Annotated in this window: 17 protein-coding genes; 5 read left to right on the top strand and 12 right to left on the bottom strand. The window is 55.0% G+C overall.

Annotated elements, in window-relative coordinates:
• Positions 1–34: 34 nt before the first annotated feature.
• Complete coding sequence (locus B3P58_RS11260) at positions 35–2,533, bottom strand: ABC transporter permease (protein ID WP_286717561.1); 2,499 nt, start codon at positions 2,531–2,533, stop codon at positions 35–37.
• Positions 2,530–3,246, bottom strand: coding sequence for an ABC transporter ATP-binding protein (locus B3P58_RS11255; protein WP_414716568.1), 717 nt, complete (start codon positions 3,244–3,246; stop codon positions 2,530–2,532). Before B3P58_RS11255 ends, B3P58_RS11260 begins: the two co-directional genes overlap by 4 nt.
• A 91-nt stretch (positions 3,247–3,337) precedes the next feature.
• On the opposite strand from B3P58_RS11255, the gene B3P58_RS11250 reads away from it, so the two are divergent.
• The 3 genes from B3P58_RS11250 (at position 3,338) to B3P58_RS11240 (ending at position 7,563) form a co-directional block, all read left to right on the top strand.
• Complete coding sequence (locus B3P58_RS11250) at positions 3,338–3,925, top strand: arylesterase (RefSeq protein ID WP_145466671.1); 588 nt, start codon at positions 3,338–3,340, stop codon at positions 3,923–3,925.
• 70 nt (positions 3,926–3,995) lie between these two features.
• On the top strand, positions 3,996–6,668 hold the full coding sequence (locus B3P58_RS11245; protein WP_230332396.1) for a putative bifunctional diguanylate cyclase/phosphodiesterase: 2,673 nt from the start codon (positions 3,996–3,998) through the stop codon (positions 6,666–6,668).
• Between the two features lie 67 nt (positions 6,669–6,735).
• Positions 6,736–7,563, top strand: a complete 828-nt coding sequence (locus tag B3P58_RS11240; protein ID WP_286717558.1) for an inositol monophosphatase family protein — start codon at positions 6,736–6,738, stop codon at positions 7,561–7,563.
• On the opposite strand, the gene B3P58_RS11235 is transcribed toward B3P58_RS11240, so the two are convergent.
• The 8 genes from B3P58_RS11235 to B3P58_RS11200 all read right to left on the bottom strand — a co-directional run bounded on the left by B3P58_RS11235 (position 7,540) and on the right by B3P58_RS11200 (position 15,299).
• On the bottom strand, positions 7,540–8,535 hold the full coding sequence (locus B3P58_RS11235) for a lipase secretion chaperone (protein ID WP_286717556.1): 996 nt from the start codon (positions 8,533–8,535) through the stop codon (positions 7,540–7,542). The two genes, B3P58_RS11240 and B3P58_RS11235, sit on opposite strands and share 24 nt — an antisense overlap.
• Positions 8,536–8,538: 3 nt before the next feature.
• Positions 8,539–9,480 carry a lipase family alpha/beta hydrolase gene (locus tag B3P58_RS11230; RefSeq protein WP_225692833.1) on the bottom strand — a complete coding sequence of 314 codons (942 nt, stop codon included), beginning with the start codon at positions 9,478–9,480 and terminating at the stop codon, positions 8,539–8,541.
• 265 nt (positions 9,481–9,745) lie between these two features.
• Entirely contained in the window at positions 9,746–11,239 is a 1,494-nt protein-coding gene (locus B3P58_RS11225) for a GGDEF domain-containing protein (protein WP_286717554.1), read from the bottom strand.
• Positions 11,240–11,302: 63 nt separating this feature from the next.
• Positions 11,303–12,337, bottom strand: a complete 1,035-nt coding sequence (locus tag B3P58_RS11220) for an NAD(P)H-dependent flavin oxidoreductase (RefSeq protein ID WP_225692831.1) — start codon at positions 12,335–12,337, stop codon at positions 11,303–11,305.
• Positions 12,338–12,424: 87 nt separating this feature from the next.
• On the bottom strand, positions 12,425–12,685 hold the full coding sequence (locus B3P58_RS11215; protein ID WP_243989425.1) for a DUF3106 domain-containing protein: 261 nt from the start codon (positions 12,683–12,685) through the stop codon (positions 12,425–12,427).
• Positions 12,686–12,847: 162 nt separating this feature from the next.
• The gene (locus B3P58_RS11210; protein ID WP_145466679.1) at positions 12,848–14,224 is read right to left on the bottom strand and encodes a sensor histidine kinase; all 1,377 of its coding nucleotides are present in this window, start codon (positions 14,222–14,224) and stop codon (positions 12,848–12,850) included.
• 3 nt (positions 14,225–14,227) lie between these two features.
• Positions 14,228–14,923 carry a response regulator transcription factor gene (locus B3P58_RS11205; protein WP_145466680.1) on the bottom strand — a complete coding sequence of 232 codons (696 nt, stop codon included), beginning with the start codon at positions 14,921–14,923 and terminating at the stop codon, positions 14,228–14,230.
• A gap of 94 nt (positions 14,924–15,017) precedes the next feature.
• Positions 15,018–15,299 carry a late competence development ComFB family protein gene (locus tag B3P58_RS11200; RefSeq protein WP_145466681.1) on the bottom strand — a complete coding sequence of 94 codons (282 nt, stop codon included), beginning with the start codon at positions 15,297–15,299 and terminating at the stop codon, positions 15,018–15,020.
• 123 nt (positions 15,300–15,422) lie between these two features.
• On the opposite strand from B3P58_RS11200, the gene B3P58_RS11195 reads away from it, so the two are divergent.
• Complete coding sequence (locus B3P58_RS11195) at positions 15,423–15,845, top strand: HPP family protein (RefSeq protein WP_145466682.1); 423 nt, start codon at positions 15,423–15,425, stop codon at positions 15,843–15,845.
• Positions 15,846–15,851: 6 nt separating this feature from the next.
• On the opposite strand, the gene B3P58_RS11190 is transcribed toward B3P58_RS11195, so the two are convergent.
• A complete protein-coding gene (locus B3P58_RS11190; protein WP_225692828.1) occupies positions 15,852–16,979 on the bottom strand; it encodes an HD domain-containing phosphohydrolase in 1,128 nt (375 codons plus the stop codon).
• Positions 16,980–17,120: 141 nt separating this feature from the next.
• Between B3P58_RS11190 and B3P58_RS11185 the strand changes: the two genes are divergently transcribed.
• Complete coding sequence (locus tag B3P58_RS11185; protein WP_145466684.1) at positions 17,121–17,453, top strand: TraR/DksA family transcriptional regulator; 333 nt, start codon at positions 17,121–17,123, stop codon at positions 17,451–17,453.
• Here B3P58_RS11185 and B3P58_RS11180 read toward each other — a convergent pair.
• Positions 17,450–18,292 carry a potassium channel family protein gene (locus tag B3P58_RS11180; protein ID WP_225693558.1) on the bottom strand — a complete coding sequence of 281 codons (843 nt, stop codon included), beginning with the start codon at positions 18,290–18,292 and terminating at the stop codon, positions 17,450–17,452. The two genes, B3P58_RS11185 and B3P58_RS11180, sit on opposite strands and share 4 nt — an antisense overlap.
• Between the last annotated feature and the right edge of the window lie 81 nt (positions 18,293–18,373).

The raw sequence follows: 18,373 nt of genomic DNA, 5'->3' as shown, positions 1-18,373 counted from the left end.
TTAGTGTCGACAGGCCCTAGCATCCACCCACCTGTCACTCCACCAGCTCACGCAATACGGTCAGTGGCGCCACCGTCACGGTGCGCCGCATCAGCCACATACCCGGCAGCGCCAGTAGCAGCGCCGCCAGCGGTGGCAGCCATAACCACACCCAGCCCAGACCATCGTATGGCAGTGACAGCAGACCGCGGTACAGGCCAAAGCAAATCGCTTCGGCACCGATAAGCGCCAGCAACGAGGAAATAAACCCGAGCAAAGCAAATTCCGCCAGATGGCCGCGGCGCAATAACGCGGTACCGGCACCTAAGGTGCGCAACACCGCACCTTCGCGCAGACGCTCCGGTAATGCCGCCACCAGCGACGACAGCATCACCAGCAGTGCAGCCACCAGCACAAACAGCAGAATCAGCTCCACCGCCAGACTGACCTGACTGAGCAGCGCCTGCACCTGGCCCAGCACCACCTGCATATCCAGCAGGGTAATGCCCGGATACTGACGAATCAGCGCCGTCAGCTGCGCCTGAGATGCCGGTGGCGCATAAAAACTGGTGAGGTAATTGGCCGGCAACTGCGCCAGCACATCAGCGGAGAACATCATGTAAAAGTTCGGCGTCATGGTGCCCCAGTCAACACTGCGGATACTGCTGACCACTGCGCTGAATTCCACCCCACCGGCACTGAAGCTCAGAGTGTCGCCCAGACCAACACCCAGCCGTCCGGCCAGGCGCTGCTCCAGCGATACCTGCCCGCTCTCATCCAGCAGCGTTTGCCAGCTGCCCTCTTCAATCGCATTGGCAGCCGGTAGTTGCTGATCCGACGTCAGCGCCAGATCGCGGTTAATCGCCGGGTCATCGGCCACCGCCAGCTCCTGCACGCTGACATCATTAATGCGCAACAGGCGGCCGGGCACCATCGGGTACAGTTTCTGACTTTGCAGTCCGGCGTCCTGCAGTGACTGGCGGAAGTCATCCACTTCATAGGGCTGGATATTAATGGCGAACACATTGGGCGCATCGTCCGGCAGGCTTGCCTGCCAGTCGGCCAGCAGGTCATTGCGCAGTGCGCCGATCACCAGCATCACCATCATCGTCAGGGCAAAGGCAAGAATCTGCCCGGCACTCTGGCGGCTGTTGCGGCTCAGATGCTGCCAGGCAAAACGCCACATCAGGGGTAAATCATGCTGTGCCAGCAGACGGCGCAGATACTGAATCAGACCATTCAGCGCCAGCAGCATAATCACCACCAGCAGACTGCCACCGCCCATCATGCCCAGCGTCATCGGCAGATCATGGGTAAACAGGAACAGCAGCAGGGTCAGCGCGATCAACGCCAGCGAGGTAATCAGCCAGCCGGATAACGGCACCGGCTGCAAATCACGGCGCAGCACCCGCAGCGGCGTCACCCGCGCCAGCGGTAACAGATAAGGCAAAGCAAAGCCGAGCAAAGTCAGCAACCCGCTGCTGGCGCCCAGCAGCCAGGCCGACCAGGGCGCCGCCGGTAACGGCTGCGGCACCAGTTCACCCAGAACCGCCAACAAGCCCGCCTGTAACCCGGCCGCCAGCGCCAGACCGGCCAGCGTCGCCACCAGCCCCAGCTGCAACAGCTGTAAGGCGTAGATATTCCACACCTGTGCCCGCGCCAGACCAAAGGTACGCATCAGCGCGCTGATATCAAAATGGCGGCTGGCATAGCGCTGGGCACTGATCGCCACCGCCACACTGGCCAGCACCACCGCCAGCATCGCCGCTAAGCCAAGATAACGCCGCGCCTTATCGAGGGCATTGGCCATCGCCTGATTGCTGTCGGCCAGTGATTCAAATTTCTGATTGGGCGCCAGATCGCGGAAGGTCCGCAGCTGCGCCAGTGCCTGCTCATCGCCGAGCAACAGCAAGCGCCAGTTCAGACGGCTGCCGGCAGCGGTTAACCCACTGCTTTCCAGATCGGCCCAGTTCATCATCAGCCGCGGTGACAGATTATAAAAATTTCCGCCACGGTCACTTTCTTCAACAATGACCGCACTGAGGCGCAGGCGGGTCGTACCCAGCTCGACTTCATCGCCCAGTTGCGCATTCAGCAGTGCCAGCAGACGCGGCTCCACCCAGGCCTCACCGGGCAGCGGCCCCTGCGTTGCATCCAGCGTGGCGGCGTCATCGCCTGCCTGTTCACGGATGCGCAGAATACCGCGCAGCGGATAGCCTTTATCCACCGCTTTGATCGCCGCCAGCGACATATCATCACCATGCAGCACCACCGAAGGGAATGTCAGGGTCTGGCTGGTGCTCAGCCCTAACCTCTGTGCTTCTTCCTGCCAGGCCGGATCAATCTGACTGGTCGACTGCAGGCGCAGATCAGCACCGAGTAAATCGTTGGAGCGGGACTGCATCGCCAGATCGAGACGGGCACTGAACAGGGCAATGGCGGTGGTGGAGGTGACGGCAATCAGCAGGGCCGCGAGAATCAGGGTCAGTTCACCGCTGCGGGCCTCGCGCAACAGCAGGCGCAGCGCCAGCAGCCATTGACGGTACAGCGTCATAACGCCTCCAGCCGGCCAGCGTTCATATGCACCCGGCGCTGGCAACGTTGCGCCAGACGTTCATCGTGGGTCACCAGCACCAGCGTGGTGCCGCCGGCCTGATTCAGCTCAAATAACAGATCTTCGATCTGCGCGCCGGTTTTGCTGTCGAGATTACCGGTGGGTTCATCGGCAAACAGAATCGCAGGTTTGCCGGCAAAGGCGCGGGCAATAGCAACCCGTTGCTGCTCGCCGCCAGATAATTGCGTCGGGTAATGCAGCTGCCGTTCGCCCAGACCCACCTGCGTCAGTAATTGCCGGGCTTCGTCACGGGCGTTACGCACACCACGGATCTCCAGCGGCAGCATGACGTTCTCCAGCGCCGTCAGCCCCGGTAACAGCTGGAAGTTTTGGAACACAAAGCTGACACCCTGCGCCCGCACCGCAGCACGCTGATCTTCATCCAGCGCCCCCAGCTCATGCCCCAGCAACTCAACACTGCCCGTGGTCGGCAGATCCAGCCCGGCCATAATGCCCAGCAGGGTTGATTTACCACTGCCGGAGGCGCCGACAATGGCCACGCTCTCGCCCGACTTGATCTCAATATTCACAGCCTGCAAGATGGTCAGCCGCTGGGCGCCGGTATCCACTTCTTTGCCCAGCTGCTGAATACGGAGAGAAAACCCGGTGTCTGCTTTCTTACTGTCTGTCGCTGTTCGGTCACGCCCGCTGATATCGTCTGTCGTTGCGCGATTCAGGCTGTTGCTCACACTGTCCGTCAAAGTCACTCTCCCTTTGCCGTTATTAATACTTCTGGCTCTGCCCATGAGTGTACAGGCAGAACCGCGGATTCTGGTCGTTGGTGACAGCATTAGTGCCGGATTTGGCGTGCCGGTGCAACAGGGCTGGGTCGCTTTATTACAGGAATCGCTGCAACAGCGCGTTCCCGCAGTTCAGGTGATTAACGCCAGCATCAGTGGTGACACCACCGGCGGCGGCCTGACACGCCTGCCCGCACTGCTGCAGCAGCATCAACCGGATCTGACGATTATCGAGCTGGGCGGTAATGATGGCCTGCGCGGTACTCCGGTGCGTGTCATCGAAAAAAACCTGCAACGCATGATCATGCTTTCCAATCAGGCAAACAGCGACGTTCTCTTACTGGGCATGCAGATTCCGCCTAACTATGGTGCGCGATATGCCAGCGCCTTTCAGGCGGTGTTCGCTGAATTGGCCACACAACAAAACACCCTGCTGCTGCCATTTCTGCTGGAAGGTATCGCCACCAAAGCAGAGCTGATGCAGCCTGATGGCATCCACCCGACCAGTGCCGCACAACCTCTGATGCGCGATGCCGTACTGTCAGTGCTGAACGGTTGGTTAAGTGAGTATCTGAGCACTAACAACGACTGACTTCTATACTCCATTCCTGAGGGGCCTGCGGCATTCTGCCTGATGCTCCGGATAATCAGGGATCGATGCTATGTTCAGCCGCTATTTGAGCAGACTGCGAGCCATACAGGCACGGCAAACCTACTTGCTGCCAGGACTACTCCTGCTTGCCGTATTGCTTCTGCTCTACCTGTCCGGCAGCTGGGAAACCAACCGCCAGCGCACTCTGGCTCAGCTCGAAGCCCTGGCGACTGTAGCCCAGAGCAACACCCGCCTGCTGCAACAACAGCTGACGTCTCAACTGGTTAGCCTGCAACAGAACCTGCCAGCACAGAGTCTGCAGGACTGGTCACTGTGGGTCCGCCAGCAACATAAACCACGACCGCTATACAGCCATATCGCCCTGTATTCTGCCGACGGCCAGCTGCTGGCAAGCTCCTTTGACAGCACAGACATCCAGCAATCACCACCGGATATCCGTGCTGAGGATCTGAATCTGCTGCAACAACAGCAGAATCCCCGTTTTATCAGCACCATGCTGATTAATAAGGGCCGTTATCTGCCCTACTGTTTACCCGTGTCACAAAAGGTTGCACGGGTTATCTGCCTGCTGACCTCAACCAGCAACAATAATCTGCAGTGGCCAGCTTCCGGCAGTCTGGAACATTCAGCACAGCGTCTGCTCAGCCCTGATGGTATTTTACTGCTCGCATCCCCGTTACCTGTCAGCCGCCAGCAAATCATCGGTACCCGTATCAGTGACCGGCAACAAAAGAACCTGAATATCCCCGCTCCGGGCACTTCAGGTTTTACCTATTTTTCCAATAAGACTGAATTTGATGGCAGTAAACGCCTGGGGGTGGTCAGCTTCGATCCGCAGTCACAACTGCTGCAGATTATCTCACTGCCCATGGCCTCATTGCTCACCCTGTGGCTGGAAGACATCGCCTGGCCGCTGTTGTTTTTCGGCATACTGCTGGCAGCAGCCTGGCGCAGTTACCGCCATACCCTTAAAAATACGCAGCAAAATGAACGCCGCTACTCGCAGGAAGCGCGCGCGCTCAGCGAGAAAGGGAAAATCATCGATATGCTGATGAGTAATATTCCCGGAAGTATTTACCAGATCAGCCTGCCTGAGCATCTGCTTGATTTTATCAGCAATGGAGACCTGCAGATCTTCAGTGATACTGCCAATGAACACGCCGGACGCCACAGCCTGCTCGCGCTTATTCATCCCGATGATCAGGAAAAATACCTGCAGGAAATTGACAGCCATTGCAGCAGTGGCAAGCCCTATAAAATTATCTACCGCATTCAGACGCGGCAACATGAACTGAAATGGATTATGGATCGCGGTCAGGTTGTCTTTAGCAAACAGAATCCCTGCCAACTGGAAGGGCTGTTAATTGATATTACCGACCATACCCTGTCACAGCAGCATGTTGAGTATCTCGCCACCCGCGATCCTCTTACCGAACTGTTCAATCGTTATTATTTCAATGACGAGCTGATGAACTCGATTGAAGAGCTGACCCCAGGCAGCGGAAAAATTGCCCTGCTGTTTATTGATCTTGACCGTTTCAAAACCGTTAATGATTCGCTCGGCCATCAGGTCGGTGACCGTTTATTAAAACTCGTCGCAGATCGTTTACGTCATCTGGTTGGCCCCAAACACATGGTGGCAAGACTGGGCGGTGACGAATTTATTGTCATGATGAACGAGCCGGAAAGCTCGCTGGAAATTGAACATCTGGCGGAACGTATTATCAGTGCGGTCAGCCAGACGTATCAACTTGACCACTATAAATTATCAACCAGTTGCAGCGTCGGCATCAGTGTTTGCCCCGATGACTCCAGCGAATCTTATATTCTTCTGCGCAATGCCGACACCGCCATGTATCAGGCAAAATCCCGCGGCGGCAATTGCTATCAGTTTTATACCGAAGAAATGAATCAGAAAGTAAATTCCCGTCTGACGCTTGAAAATGAACTGCGCCGCGCAGTTAAAAATCAGGAATTCGAGCTTTATTATCAACCTCAGGTCAGCACCTTTGATAATCGCCTGCTGGGTGCCGAAGCACTGATCCGCTGGATACACCCAAGTGCCGGTATAGTGTCTCCCGCTGATTTTATTCCGATTGCTGAAGAAACTGGCCTGATCCGGGAAATTGGTGACTGGGCATTACTGGAAGCCTGTAAGCAATTCCGCGAGTGGAATAACACCTTCGCTCTGGATATGACTATTTCGGTTAACGTCTCTGTACGCCAGTTAGATGATGCCTTTGTGTTACGCACACAGGAAATTCTGAACATCAGCCGGCTGGAGGCGAAATATCTGGAGCTGGAAATCACCGAGAGCTTACTGCTGGATAATGTTCAGGAAAATCTGAGGATTCTGGATAACATCAATAAGCTGGGTGTGCGCTTTGCGATGGATGATTTTGGTACAGGCTACTCATCGCTGAGTTATCTGAAGCAGTTTCCGATCAGTAAGCTGAAAATCGACCGGGCTTTTATCAACGAAATTAATAATGACCCGGAAGATGAAGCGATCGTCCGGGCCATTATTGCACTGGCCAAGACCCTGCGGCTTGAACTTGTGGCCGAGGGGGTTGAAAACCACCAGCAACTGGCGCTGCTGCAGGCGCTGGCCTGTGACAGTTATCAGGGATACTATTTCAGCAAACCGGTACCAGCGGATGTTTTCCGCCAGCGTTATCTGGAACAGAAACCGCCACTGCAGAAATCATTACAGCAACAGTAGTGTTTTGTGCCGGCTAAAATATCCGGCAGCGGCAAGCGGTTTTAATTATCAATATGAGAATTCCTGAATGGATCAGTCCCAGATCGACAGTCAGACACTGTACGATACGGCCCTGCAGCTTGCGCAAAAGGCCGGCAACGCAATCGTCCAGCAACGCCACCAGCTGGATATTCAGTTTAAACAGGGAACCGAGCTGGTAACTCAGGCCGACGTTGCCGCGGATCAGATTATCCGTGATGGCATTCTTGCTCACTTTCCGGATCACCAGATTCTGTCCGAAGAACTGGCGCCGGATAACCCGACCGACTGTGAGCATCTGTGGGTAATCGACCCTATCGACGGCACGGTGAATTACGCCCACCTGCATCCACAGGTGGCTATTTCCATTGCCTATTATCATCAGGGCAAAGCTCAGGTCGCTGTTGTGCATAACCCCTTTCTGAACGAGACATTCAGTGCCGTTAACGGTCGGGGGGCATGGCTGAATCAACTCCCGATTCAGTGTGCAACAACACAGGATATGCGCCGGGCACTCATTGCGACCGGCTTTCCTTATGATAAACACGATATTCCCCAGCTGATTCAGCGCCTGCAGGCGGTTCTGACGCAGTGTGCGGATATTCGCCGTCTGGGCTCAGCCGCACTGGATATCTGCTGGGTGGCCTGCGGCCGGCTGGACGCTTATTACGAAACGGTTAAGCCCTGGGATTTTGCCGCCGCACAATTAATTGCACGCGAAGCCGGCGTACAGTTCGGCCATATTCATGCCTTACCTGAGGGAGTAAATCCGCAACTGTGCGGAGAGAATATTATATTGGCAGTGCCGGCGTTATTCAGCCCACTGCAGCAACTGCTGCAACAGGCCGATATGTTATTCGCCAGCGAGAAGCGTTAGGGCCGCGTTCAGGCGTTTTTGCTCAGTATCCGAAAAGTGACGACTGCGATAGGTTCTGAGCAACATCTCACGGTCCTGATTATCCAGTCCCTGCAAAGCCAGTGAATCACGGTATTGCTGGTAATCTTTTAACCGCTGCTGCCACTGCTGCTGTTGCTGATCAACACCGGCCAGTCGCTCGGCGGCCTCTTTGCCATATTGTTGTTCGCGCCATTGCTGAACGACGGCAGCCGAAGCTCCCTGCTGACGCAGCTGTTGCTCCTGCTGTTGTAAGCTCAGCACCTGTTGTGACTGCTCACGCATGTGCTGCAACTCTGGCGGCAGGCTGCTGTCGAGTGCAGCCAGCTGTGCTTCATCGGCACCCTGTGCGCGCAGCTGCTGACGCGCCAGTGTGTAGTTGTCCATAATTTCGTCGGCGTGAAAGAATGCTTCCACGACGTTGGGTTCCAGCCATTCCCGGCGCAGACGCTGTTGCCAGGCAACTCGTGCGGCCAGCTCATCCATACCCGACTGGCTGACACGCTTTTCCGCATCCCGGTCGTAATCACCCAGAGCCGCCAGATATCCAAGATATTCGTCCATGATTTTTAATGCCTGCGACTGCCCGGGCTCAGGCAGACCTGCAATCTGACTGCGCATGGTCTGCAGCAGATCATCCAGCGGCACTTCACCCTGAGCCGACAGATAAAAATCCATCCAGTGACGCAGCTGTATATCAACAACCAACTGCCCACGGTGGTCGGTACGCAGATAACCATCCACACTGGCACCGCGGAAGGTCATTACATTTTGGGTATCGACAGTACCTGCCTGCGGTAAAACCAGAGGGGTAGCTATAGCCTGATCGTTTTCCGCTGCAGCGGGCTGAAATTCAGCCCGCTGCACCAGATTGCCGTCCTGCACGGCATAAACCAGCAGGACGACCGCCACTGCCGACAGTGTGATACCCAATGCACCGTGAAGTGGCTTCATGATTTACAGCCCGATGTTTTTCAGACGGTTGGCGTGAGTACGGAAAACGGTCAGCGGATCGGTTTCGGTCAGATCATGCAGACCCAGAGTCTGGTTTACTTCATCCAGATGGTTCATGCGGAAATCATCACGGATCACCATCCCCAGACGACTGGAACAGGAACCCACCAGACCATCGTTTTTCTCTCCCGCCGGGAAGAACAGGCTGGTCGTACCGGTCAGCAGATCAAGCGGATCGAGTACGTTGGTCAGCGGCTTGGCACCACTCCAGGAGTAGTAGCGCACTCCATTGTACTGATAGTCCCCTTCACCACAGGCCGTGGTCGGAATGCCGCCCGGATGCTGCTGGTTAAAGGCTGCGGTTTCCGCAAAGGTCATGGAACGCATAGACATCAGGATATCCTGGTCGTAATCACCGCCGGACAGGAAGTTAATGGTTTCCGCCAGAGCGTTACCCAGTGCCGAAATCAGACCTTCGAACGCCGTCGAACCATTGGCCCAGTCATTCAGGGTTTCAGCCACTGGAGTACCGCGGTTAACACCCGCAATGGTGGTTACCGATGCAATCAGATCCGGGCGCACAGAAGCCACATAACGGGTGGTCGGGCCACCATGACTGTGACCGATCAGGTTAACTTTTTCAGCACCGGTAATGGCCAGAATCTGCTCAATCTGCGGAATCAGCTGTTCACCGCGGATTTCCGGTGAGTTGGAGTTGGACACGGTGGTGACAAACACCCGCGCGCCATCCTTTTGCAGGGTTTCCGGGACTTTATACCAGTAATCAACACCCAGCAGACTGTCGAAGCCATACAGGCCATGAGTCAGAACGATGGGGTATTTGGTGGCGGTGTAACCACTTTCCGGGGTTGCCGACATTGCCGACACCTGGGCCGAAAACAGCACGGCAGACAGTGCTGCCACAGAGAGTATTTTGCTTAGCATGAGCGTTCCTTGAATTTGTTATTTTTGTTGGAAACCGCACTTCTGCCCGTACTGCGCTGAACGGGAAGGTTCCCTGATACTGCAAAAGCGAACTCAGTGTAGGTCAGCACCACAAGAGCGGTAGGGCAAGACGGGTCAGCCACAACACCTGAGGCTATGGTCGAAGACGGAGAAGGCCAGCATAGACAAATCGCGCCCAGAAAATTGTTCTATCGTTCCAGACACCCTCAAAAGCAGGCAGGAAAGTCAGGTTAAGGGAAAAGTGTCAGACTGTCCGCGGATGCTGTTTGTCGTGATACATCGCCATATCCGCCACCCGCAACAGGTTGCGCAGATCATAGCCATGAATCTCGGTAAAGGCGCAGCCCAGGCTGGCTGACAGAGGGTAACGTTTGCTGTGCTCGTAGCGGGTATTGGCTATCAGCCTGTGCAGCTTATCGATCACGCTGTTCAGCTGATCGTTGTCAGAAATCGGGTCGACGAGTACGACAAACTCATCTCCCCCAAGGCGGGCAGCCATATCGCCACGGCGAATCAGCTTGCTCAGCGCCGCGCCTACGGCAGCCAGCACGTTATCTCCGGCGGCATGCCCCATCTCATCATTGATGCGTTTAAAGCCGTTAAGGTCGATAAACAGAATAGCCAAATGCGTACCGCTGCGCTCGGCACTGGAGAGCAGCCGACTGGCATAATCTTCAAAATGATAACGATTGGGCAGACCAGTGAGTTCATCGTAATTGGCTTTGCGGTACAGCAGCTGATGCTGATACTCCAGCCCTTCCGCCTGGCGACGATGCACCCGGTACAGCCGCCAGCACAGCAGTAATGACAACGGCAAAGCCAGCGTCAGCAAAACCAGCCAGCCCCAGTTAATATCGGTTATGCCAAGCGGACGCTCATACTCCGCCAGCAACTGAAAGCCGGTAAACGGCAGCGTCTGCTGCTGGCGTAATTGTGCCAGCGCAAGGCCGGCAGATGGCAACGCATGGCTCAACAGCGGAAATGCATCTCCCTGATCCTGAGCGACCCGCAGGCGGAACGACATCCGGTTGTAATAAGATTGCTCCGGCGGCAGCAGGTTGGAAACTTCAACCACCAGCAGGTTCAGATAAGTAATGCCCTGTGCATTGCTGACCGGCAGCATCATGACCACGACCGGGTTTTCATCAAGCAGGGTAAACGGCTCAGACAGTGTGATCCTGCTTTGCTGCTGCGCAGGAAGACGACGTGCAATAAAGTCCACCGTAAACAGATCCAGCCCCACCACCAGACTTTCGGCGTTATCCGGGAAAACCATAATCACCGGCAAAGCCTTATGTTCCGACGGGCTGATACTTTCCAGATACCGTCCGCCGCGCAGGCTTTTAACGTTATCCGGTAATTGTTGTTCCTGCATTATCTGGCGAAAGACCTGTAATGATGATCCGTTCTGCAGATACAGCGCTGACTGAAACATACTGACATGGGGAAAGCGCCGCTGCATGGTCGCGGCATAGCGCTGCACTGCATTCATATCGGGCGATTGCGTGCCGGAGAAGTAGGTCGATAACGCCAGCAACAGCGTCTCGTTCTGCAGCATTTTCTCACGCACAAACTGACTGACCACCGAAGTGTCAGCACTGAACTTCTGCTGCAGCCTGCGCCACTCACTCTGCCCGGCTGCCAGCAGCAACAGCAGTAAAGCCAGAGAGGTGAGTAGCGCAAACAGCACATAGCTGTATTTCAGGCGCTTGTGTTCCCGGGAGAAGGAGCTAACCATAAATGCCGTAACGTAACGAAATGACTTCAGTGTAGAAGCTTCGTTACGAAACGGCACAAATACTCACTGCCAGAAGCGTTGTTGCTGCTGATGGATTTCTTCAGCTTCACGCAGCACCCGCTGCACGATCTCTTCAACACCCGGCATATCATGAATCAGGCCCTGAGTCTGGCCGATAAACTGCACGCCCTGCTGCAGGTCACCGTCAATGGTTGCTGCTTTCAGACGCGGCACGCTGGCGCCGAAATAGGCCAGCAGCTTGACCTTATCCATCATCGCCAGCATACCAATCATCACTTTCCATACCGGCTGCTTGACCATACGTGCAGCGCGCGTCGCTTCCCAACAGGCCAGCAGGAAATTCATCGGTTTACGGGTCGCTTTGATCGAGCGTGGTGTGCGCATTACACGCGCCGGAATACCATCAAAGTTTTTCGAATAGATAGTGTCCTGCTCGCTGCGTGCAACCACGGCTTCTTTGGTTTTCTGATGCAGCGGGCTTTCTGCACTGGTGGCAAAACGTGAGCCCATGGCTACTGCCTCGGCACCCAGCGCCAGCGCCGCCAGCAGGCCGCGACCATCGGCAAAACCACCGGTAGCAATCACCGGAATACTGACTTTGGCCGCGATGGCAGGCACCAGCACCAGCGAGGTAACGTCACCACCATGGGCCGCTGCTTCATGGCCGGTAACCAGCAAAGCATCGGCGCCAATCGACTGAGCCGACAGCGCATGTTTTTCGCTGACGACGGTAGCAATCACTTTGCCGCCATATTCATGGGCGCGCTTAACCAGCCAGTCGCCTTTGCCCAGAGAGAAGTTGATGACCGGTACTTTTTCTTCCAGCGCGACTTCGGCGTTTTCTTTCGCGCCCGGCATCAGCAGGGTAACGCCGATACCAAAAGGCTTATCTGTCAGTTCGCGGATACGCTGAATAGCCGCACGGGTTTCACCGACCGTCAGCGGACCACTGGCAAGAATTCCCAGGCCACCGGCATTGGAGACAGCGGCCACCAGCTCAGGGGTAGAAATCCAGCTCATACCGGGCAGCAGCAATGGATGCTCAATGCCCAGCAATTCAGTAATACGCGTTTTCATAACCAGATCCGGAAAAATAAAAACACGCATTCTAATGCCTGACCCGCCAACTGGCGACCTGCGCAAGAGATTGGGAAAAGAAGAGGATCAGCGCCCGGGGGCAAGCTGCTGTTGCTGAACGAAGTTGAGGAATTGTTGCTGACGCTGCTCAGGCGACATGCCGCGCAGCTGCTCGATACGTTGCTGGCGTTCCATACGCTGTATGGCCTGCTCTTGCACCTGCATGTTCTGTATTGAGCGATAGAAATTATCGAGGGCCTGACGCTGCTCCGGGCGGCTGTTGTTCCATTCCAGCTGCAGTCCGGGATGTTGCACAGGAGGCTGAACAGAGGCGGGTTCTGCTGGCAATATGTGTACATCAGGCGCGGCATGAGCCGTCCAGACGCAACAACATAACAATAAGCCCGATAACCTCACAGACAAACCCCGTAACAAGAATTCATGGATTTTAACGGCAGCCTGCCGCAAATACCCAGCCCTGCAGGCGTAAAAGGGACGTAAAGTGCCATTTCAGCCATCTGCCGCTGACCTCTGCCGGAGCCTGATAGTAACCACCAACCCACCCTGCTCATGATTACTCAGGCGCAGGTCACCACCGTGGTGACGAATAACACGATCAGCAATTGCCAGGCCCAGACCAAAACCTCGGTGCCCACTGTTCAGGCTGTCGGGACTACGTTCGCGGGCCTGTTCACTGCGTACAAAGGGTCTTAATAAATCGGCCAGCAGATGCTCCGGCACACCGGGCCCATGATCACGCACCGCAATCTGTATCTGGCCGTCCCTGCTGCTCAGATCGATATCGACCGATGTGCCGGCTGCGGTATGCAGCAATGCATTACGGACAATATTTTCAACCGCCGATGTCAGCAGGCGGGGATCACCCTGCACCCTGACGGCATCTGCCGGCACATTCAGTTGCAAGACATTCTGTGGTCGCTCAAAGCGTGCATCAGCGGCGACCTGCTGCAGCAACGCAGTACAATCGACCGTTTGCCAGTGGCTGTAATCCTGCACAGTTTCAAGCCGGGCCATACTCAGCAGGTCTTCAATCAGTTCGTTCAGGCGCTGAGTTTCCAGCTCAATACGGTCCAGATATTCCACCTGCTCTGGTAGCGCATCCAGCCGCGCCAGTTCCAGCGCCACGGCAGTGCGGGCAAGCGGCGAGCGCAGCTCATGGGAAACATCGCGCAACAGCTGGCGCTGATCGGAAATCAGGCGCTGCAGACGCTCGGCCATCTGCCCGAATTCACGCCCCAGCTCGCCGATTTCATCACGCCGCAGTAATAACTTCGGCGCAATCCGCACCGGCCACTGGCCATCGGCAAAGGCGCGCACACTGCGCTGTAAAGACAGTAATGGCCGCGCCATATAGCGCGACAGTACAAAACCCCAGATGGCAAATAACAGCAGCGATGCCAGAAAACCCCAGCCGAGATAGGCCGGCAGGTTAAACACCGCGAGCGGATGGAGGAACTCCACCACCAGCAGATAAACCCGGCCGTCATGACTCTGCAGCGGTGCTTTCACCAGGATTTCAGTTTGCCCAAGGGGGTTAACCCGCGCCTGATAAGAGTCAGAGGCAAAGGCATATTCCAGCACGTCAGCCGGCACATTGGGCAGCAGGCTGATGCCCTGATCATCAAACACATAAGCGTTCACGCTGGGATGACGCTCGAAGGTTAACAGCCATTCGAGCAGCAGAGGTTCACCGCCACGCTGCAGAATCAGTTCAGCTGCGGAGATATACCCGCCGGTTGGCGCAATCAGGTTAACGGAGTCGTTCGACCACTGGCGGTAATACATTGCCAGTAACAGGGTCACCAGCGTGGCCACCAGACTGGTGACCATGAAGGCGAGATAGATCCGGATAAAAATGCCGCGCACGAATCAGGCCTGAGCCATCTCCTGTTCCGGAGCGTACATGTAGCCAACGCCACGAATGGTACGGATACGGGCATCGCCGTTACGGTTGGGTCCGAGTTTTTTACGCAAATTGCTCAGATGCATATCCAGACTGCGGTCAAACAGCGTCAGAGAGCGTTGCATGGATTGCTCTGCCAAGCGGTTCTTTTCCACCACTTTGCCGGCATCACGGGCCAGCACACTGAGGATATTAAATTCCGTCACCGTTAATTCGACTGCTTCGTTGTTGCGCAATACCTGATGCTGGTCGAGATCAATCACCAGTTCATCCAGCTCAATGTTGGCAGATACCACTTCTGCAGAGCGATTACGGCGTAATACTGAACGCAGGCGGGCGGATAACTCACGCGGGTTACAGGGTTTGGGCAGATAATCATCGGCGCCGATTTCCAGCCCCTCGATACGGTCCAGTTCGTCCCCTTTGGCCGTCAGCATAATAACCGGCAGATCACTGCGCTGACGGATACTGCGCAGAATCTCCAGGCCGTTACCACCCGGCAGCATAATATCCAGAATCACTGCCTGGTATTTGCCGGTCAGTGCTTCACTCAATCCTTCGTCTGCGGTGTGTACCGTTGTCACTTTAAATAATTCACGCTCAAGGTAGCGGCGCAGTAATGCGCACAGCTCCTGATCGTCATCAACTAATAACAGATTCATACGTCCCCCCGGGTCCGGGGTCCAGTGTCGGAGAAAAAGTGCTGTAGTTTCAAGCAGCTGGAGTGTTTCTTTACATTATGTAAAGAAAAGGTCACTACTCATCTTCTTCACGCCGGTGTTTTTCGACGAAAGCGATAGCCTCCGTGACGGCCTCGGTCACACTGTTATTGGTTTTCACCAGTTCATCCGGAGTCATAAAAAACGCCATATCCACCTCAAAGCGGATATAGCGGGGAGGAAGTCGGTTAAGAGCAACACAGGCGATATCAGCCATATGTTCGATGCTGACCGCTGGCGACTGGCCATGTAAACGACGCAGGATCTCTTCGGCAACCAGCTGTTCATAGTAATTACGAATGTGATTATTGATGCTCATACCACCCTCCTTTGAATAGTTTCAGCATAGCACTCCGGCTATTTCCTGCTTTACTGATAAACAATACACAACCACACCGCCGTAGCGACTGCTCCGTCCGGCGTACTTTTACAGGAACATGCTATGAAACTGGTCAGCGACCTGATGACCCGCGAACTGCTTACTCACCTGCCCGACGATACCCTGCAGGATGCTGAACAAACGATGGGGCGCCATCAGGTTCGCCACATTCCGGTAGTTGATGCAGAAGGGAAAATATTCGGCCTGCTCAGTCAGAAAGAATTTTTAACCGAAGCATTCCGTATTACCGATAAATTTGGCGCGCATAATCTGCAGACGTATCTGGCACAAACCAAACTGAGCTCCTGCATTAATACCGATGTACAAACCATTCCGGCCGATATGCCACTGACCGTCGCCGGTCAGCAATTACGCAACAGCCGTCAGGGGTGCTTACTGGTTACTGACAGTGAAAATCATCTGATCGGTCTGCTCAGCTCCAAAGACTTTGTCCGTCTGGCGATTGAATTGCTGGAACAGTCCTGAGCAGACTCAGGACGGATAGCGTCGCTGAATATCATCAACCTGTTGTGGATGCTTTAACACGGCATCCACACAAGCCTGATCGAGCTCGTTGTGCGCCGCCATTTGCTGTAATTCAGCGAAGACTTTGTCCTGTGGCCAGGCTTCCTTGTAGCTGCGCCGGTTTAACAAGGCATCAAGAATATCGGCCACCGCAATAATCCGTGCTTCCAGCGGTACGTCATCGCCTTCTGCCCCGAGATAACCACTGCCATTCAGTTTTTCATGGTGATACTGAACAATGTTGCGCAGCATTTCTGTGTGCTCCATATCGCCGAGCGCAAAATGCTCCAGAGCCTGGTCGACAATATCGCGCCCGACTTTCACATGGGATTTCATTCGCTCGAATTCGTCCGCCGTCAGCGGGCCGGCTTTGTGCAGAATACTGTCGGGAATGGCAATTTTACCGATGTCATGCAGAGGAGCGAACAACGCCAGATATTCGATAAAGGCATCGCTTAACTGCAGTTTTTTCTGCAGTGCACGGGCAATCATGCGCGCATAGGCAGCCATGCGCCGCACATGGGCATCGGTTTCTACCGAACGGCGACCGCTGACGTCGGTGGCAAATTTTACCAGCGCCTGCATACGGGCAACCGCATCATGTTCGCGCACCAGCAACTGGCCAACCAGATGCGCCCACAGGTTGCAGTAGGCAATTTTCTGCTCAGAAAAATAATGCCGCTGCAGTGAGTTCAGGAACAGAAATCCCAGCAAAGCACCATCATGGAATACCGGCATGGTGAGGCTCGCCCGGTAGCCCTGCGACAACAACGCTGCGGTATGAACAGACAAACTCTTATGACGGAAGCAGCGCATGTCATTAACCACCCGCAAAGCCGGTTTATCGGCCAGAGCCTGCAGTGACGGCACGTCATCCAGCCGCACGCTGTAACCTAACAGCGGCGAGGTGTCATCGCTTTCATAAACAAAAGTCGACAGCAGCCCATCTTCAGGGTTGTACAGCACCAGCGCAAAACGCTGCACGCCCTCGTACTGCTCGCGCAATACCCGGTAAAGACGCTCCAGTCGCTGCATAAAATGCATTTTCTGTCCCAGAACCTGATAGGGATCATTCAGATAGAGTGGATCTTCCATAACGTGCCTCTCCGCCGTTTGGCACAGTGTAGGCTAAGCCATCCGCCCTCAGCGCAGGAAGTTGCCAGCTTCCTGATGCACATCAAGGAGAAAAACCCTCCTCTGGCCTAGCCTGAAGTAAAGCTAACAAAGGAAAGTGATATGGATACCAGCGCCATCAGACAAGTGTTAACACAGCGTAAAGCCATGCTGGAAAACCGCGCCAGTAAGGTTGAGCGTGATGCCAGTCACCGCGATGAGCCTTTGTCCGCAGATTTTGCCGAACAAGCGGTAGAGCGGGAAAATGACGATGTACTGCATGCCATTGCCGGTGAATCTTTACACGAGATCACGATGATCAATCAGGCACTGGCGCGTCTGGATGCAGGAATTTATGGCGAATGCAGCGAATGTGGAAATACGATTGACGAAAAGCGCCTGCAGGCCGTTCCTTACACAACCCAATGTATCCAGTGCGCAGAACAGACTGATTAACGCTCGCCACCATCCAGGTCGCGTCCCTGTTCACGGCGTTGCTGCTCAGCTTCCAGGGCAATGGTCAGCAGCTGATCCAGTTTGGTTTCCAGCTGCTCCATACGGCTTTCCATTTTAGCCAGCCGGTCAGCATTCGCCGTTTCTTTGGCAATCAGGTCTTCTTCTTCCTGCTGCATAAAAAACGCAGAAAAGCTGGCGGTCATCATCGAAAATAAACCAATTCCCATCAGAATCAGTACCGACCCGAATAAACGCCCGGCGGTGCTGCCCGGCACAATATCACCATAGCCCACGGTGGTTACCGTTACCCAGGCCCACCAGATACCATCCATCGGTGTTTGCACATTGGGATCAATCACCGCCATTAAAGTGCCGGCCATAATGATGATGATGAAACTCACCATCAGGGTCGGCCCGAGGTGATTTCTTCCCATAATTTTCTGGAACGAGCCGGACATATTCATCAGCATGGTGAACATCGCCAGCAATCGCAGTGCACGTAAGCCACCTGCGTGGGGAAAGGCCTGCCAGAGCAACGGCATACCGGCAATCACAATCACCAGATTGCTCCAGTTATTACGTAAATAGCGCGCCTTATCGTCCACCACCGCAGTCAGCACCAGGGTTTCCAGCAAAAAGAAAGTCCACAAAAACCAGTCGGTAATGTAGGTGTACGGCAGTGGGCCATCGGCGCGGGCTTCGAGATACCACTCGAATACAATCCAGAAGGCGATCAGAATCATCGGCCATTCAAACATACGGCCAATGCGCCGGGCGCGGGCATTTTCGTTGTTATCAACGCCGGAGAGGCCGACCATTTTAGAAAAGGAGAGAATCATCAAAGCTCAGTTCAGCACCGTCAGGTAAACCACTTGATAAACATTGGTTACGTAAAAGAGTAGCTGAATCTTAACGGTAAA

It is taken from the genome of Thalassolituus sp. UBA2009 (genome assembly GCF_002335285.1).
Lineage (GTDB): Bacteria > Pseudomonadota > Gammaproteobacteria > Pseudomonadales > Oceanobacteraceae > Venatoribacter > Venatoribacter alkanivorans.
This window is presented reverse-complemented; position numbering and strand designations above follow the sequence as displayed.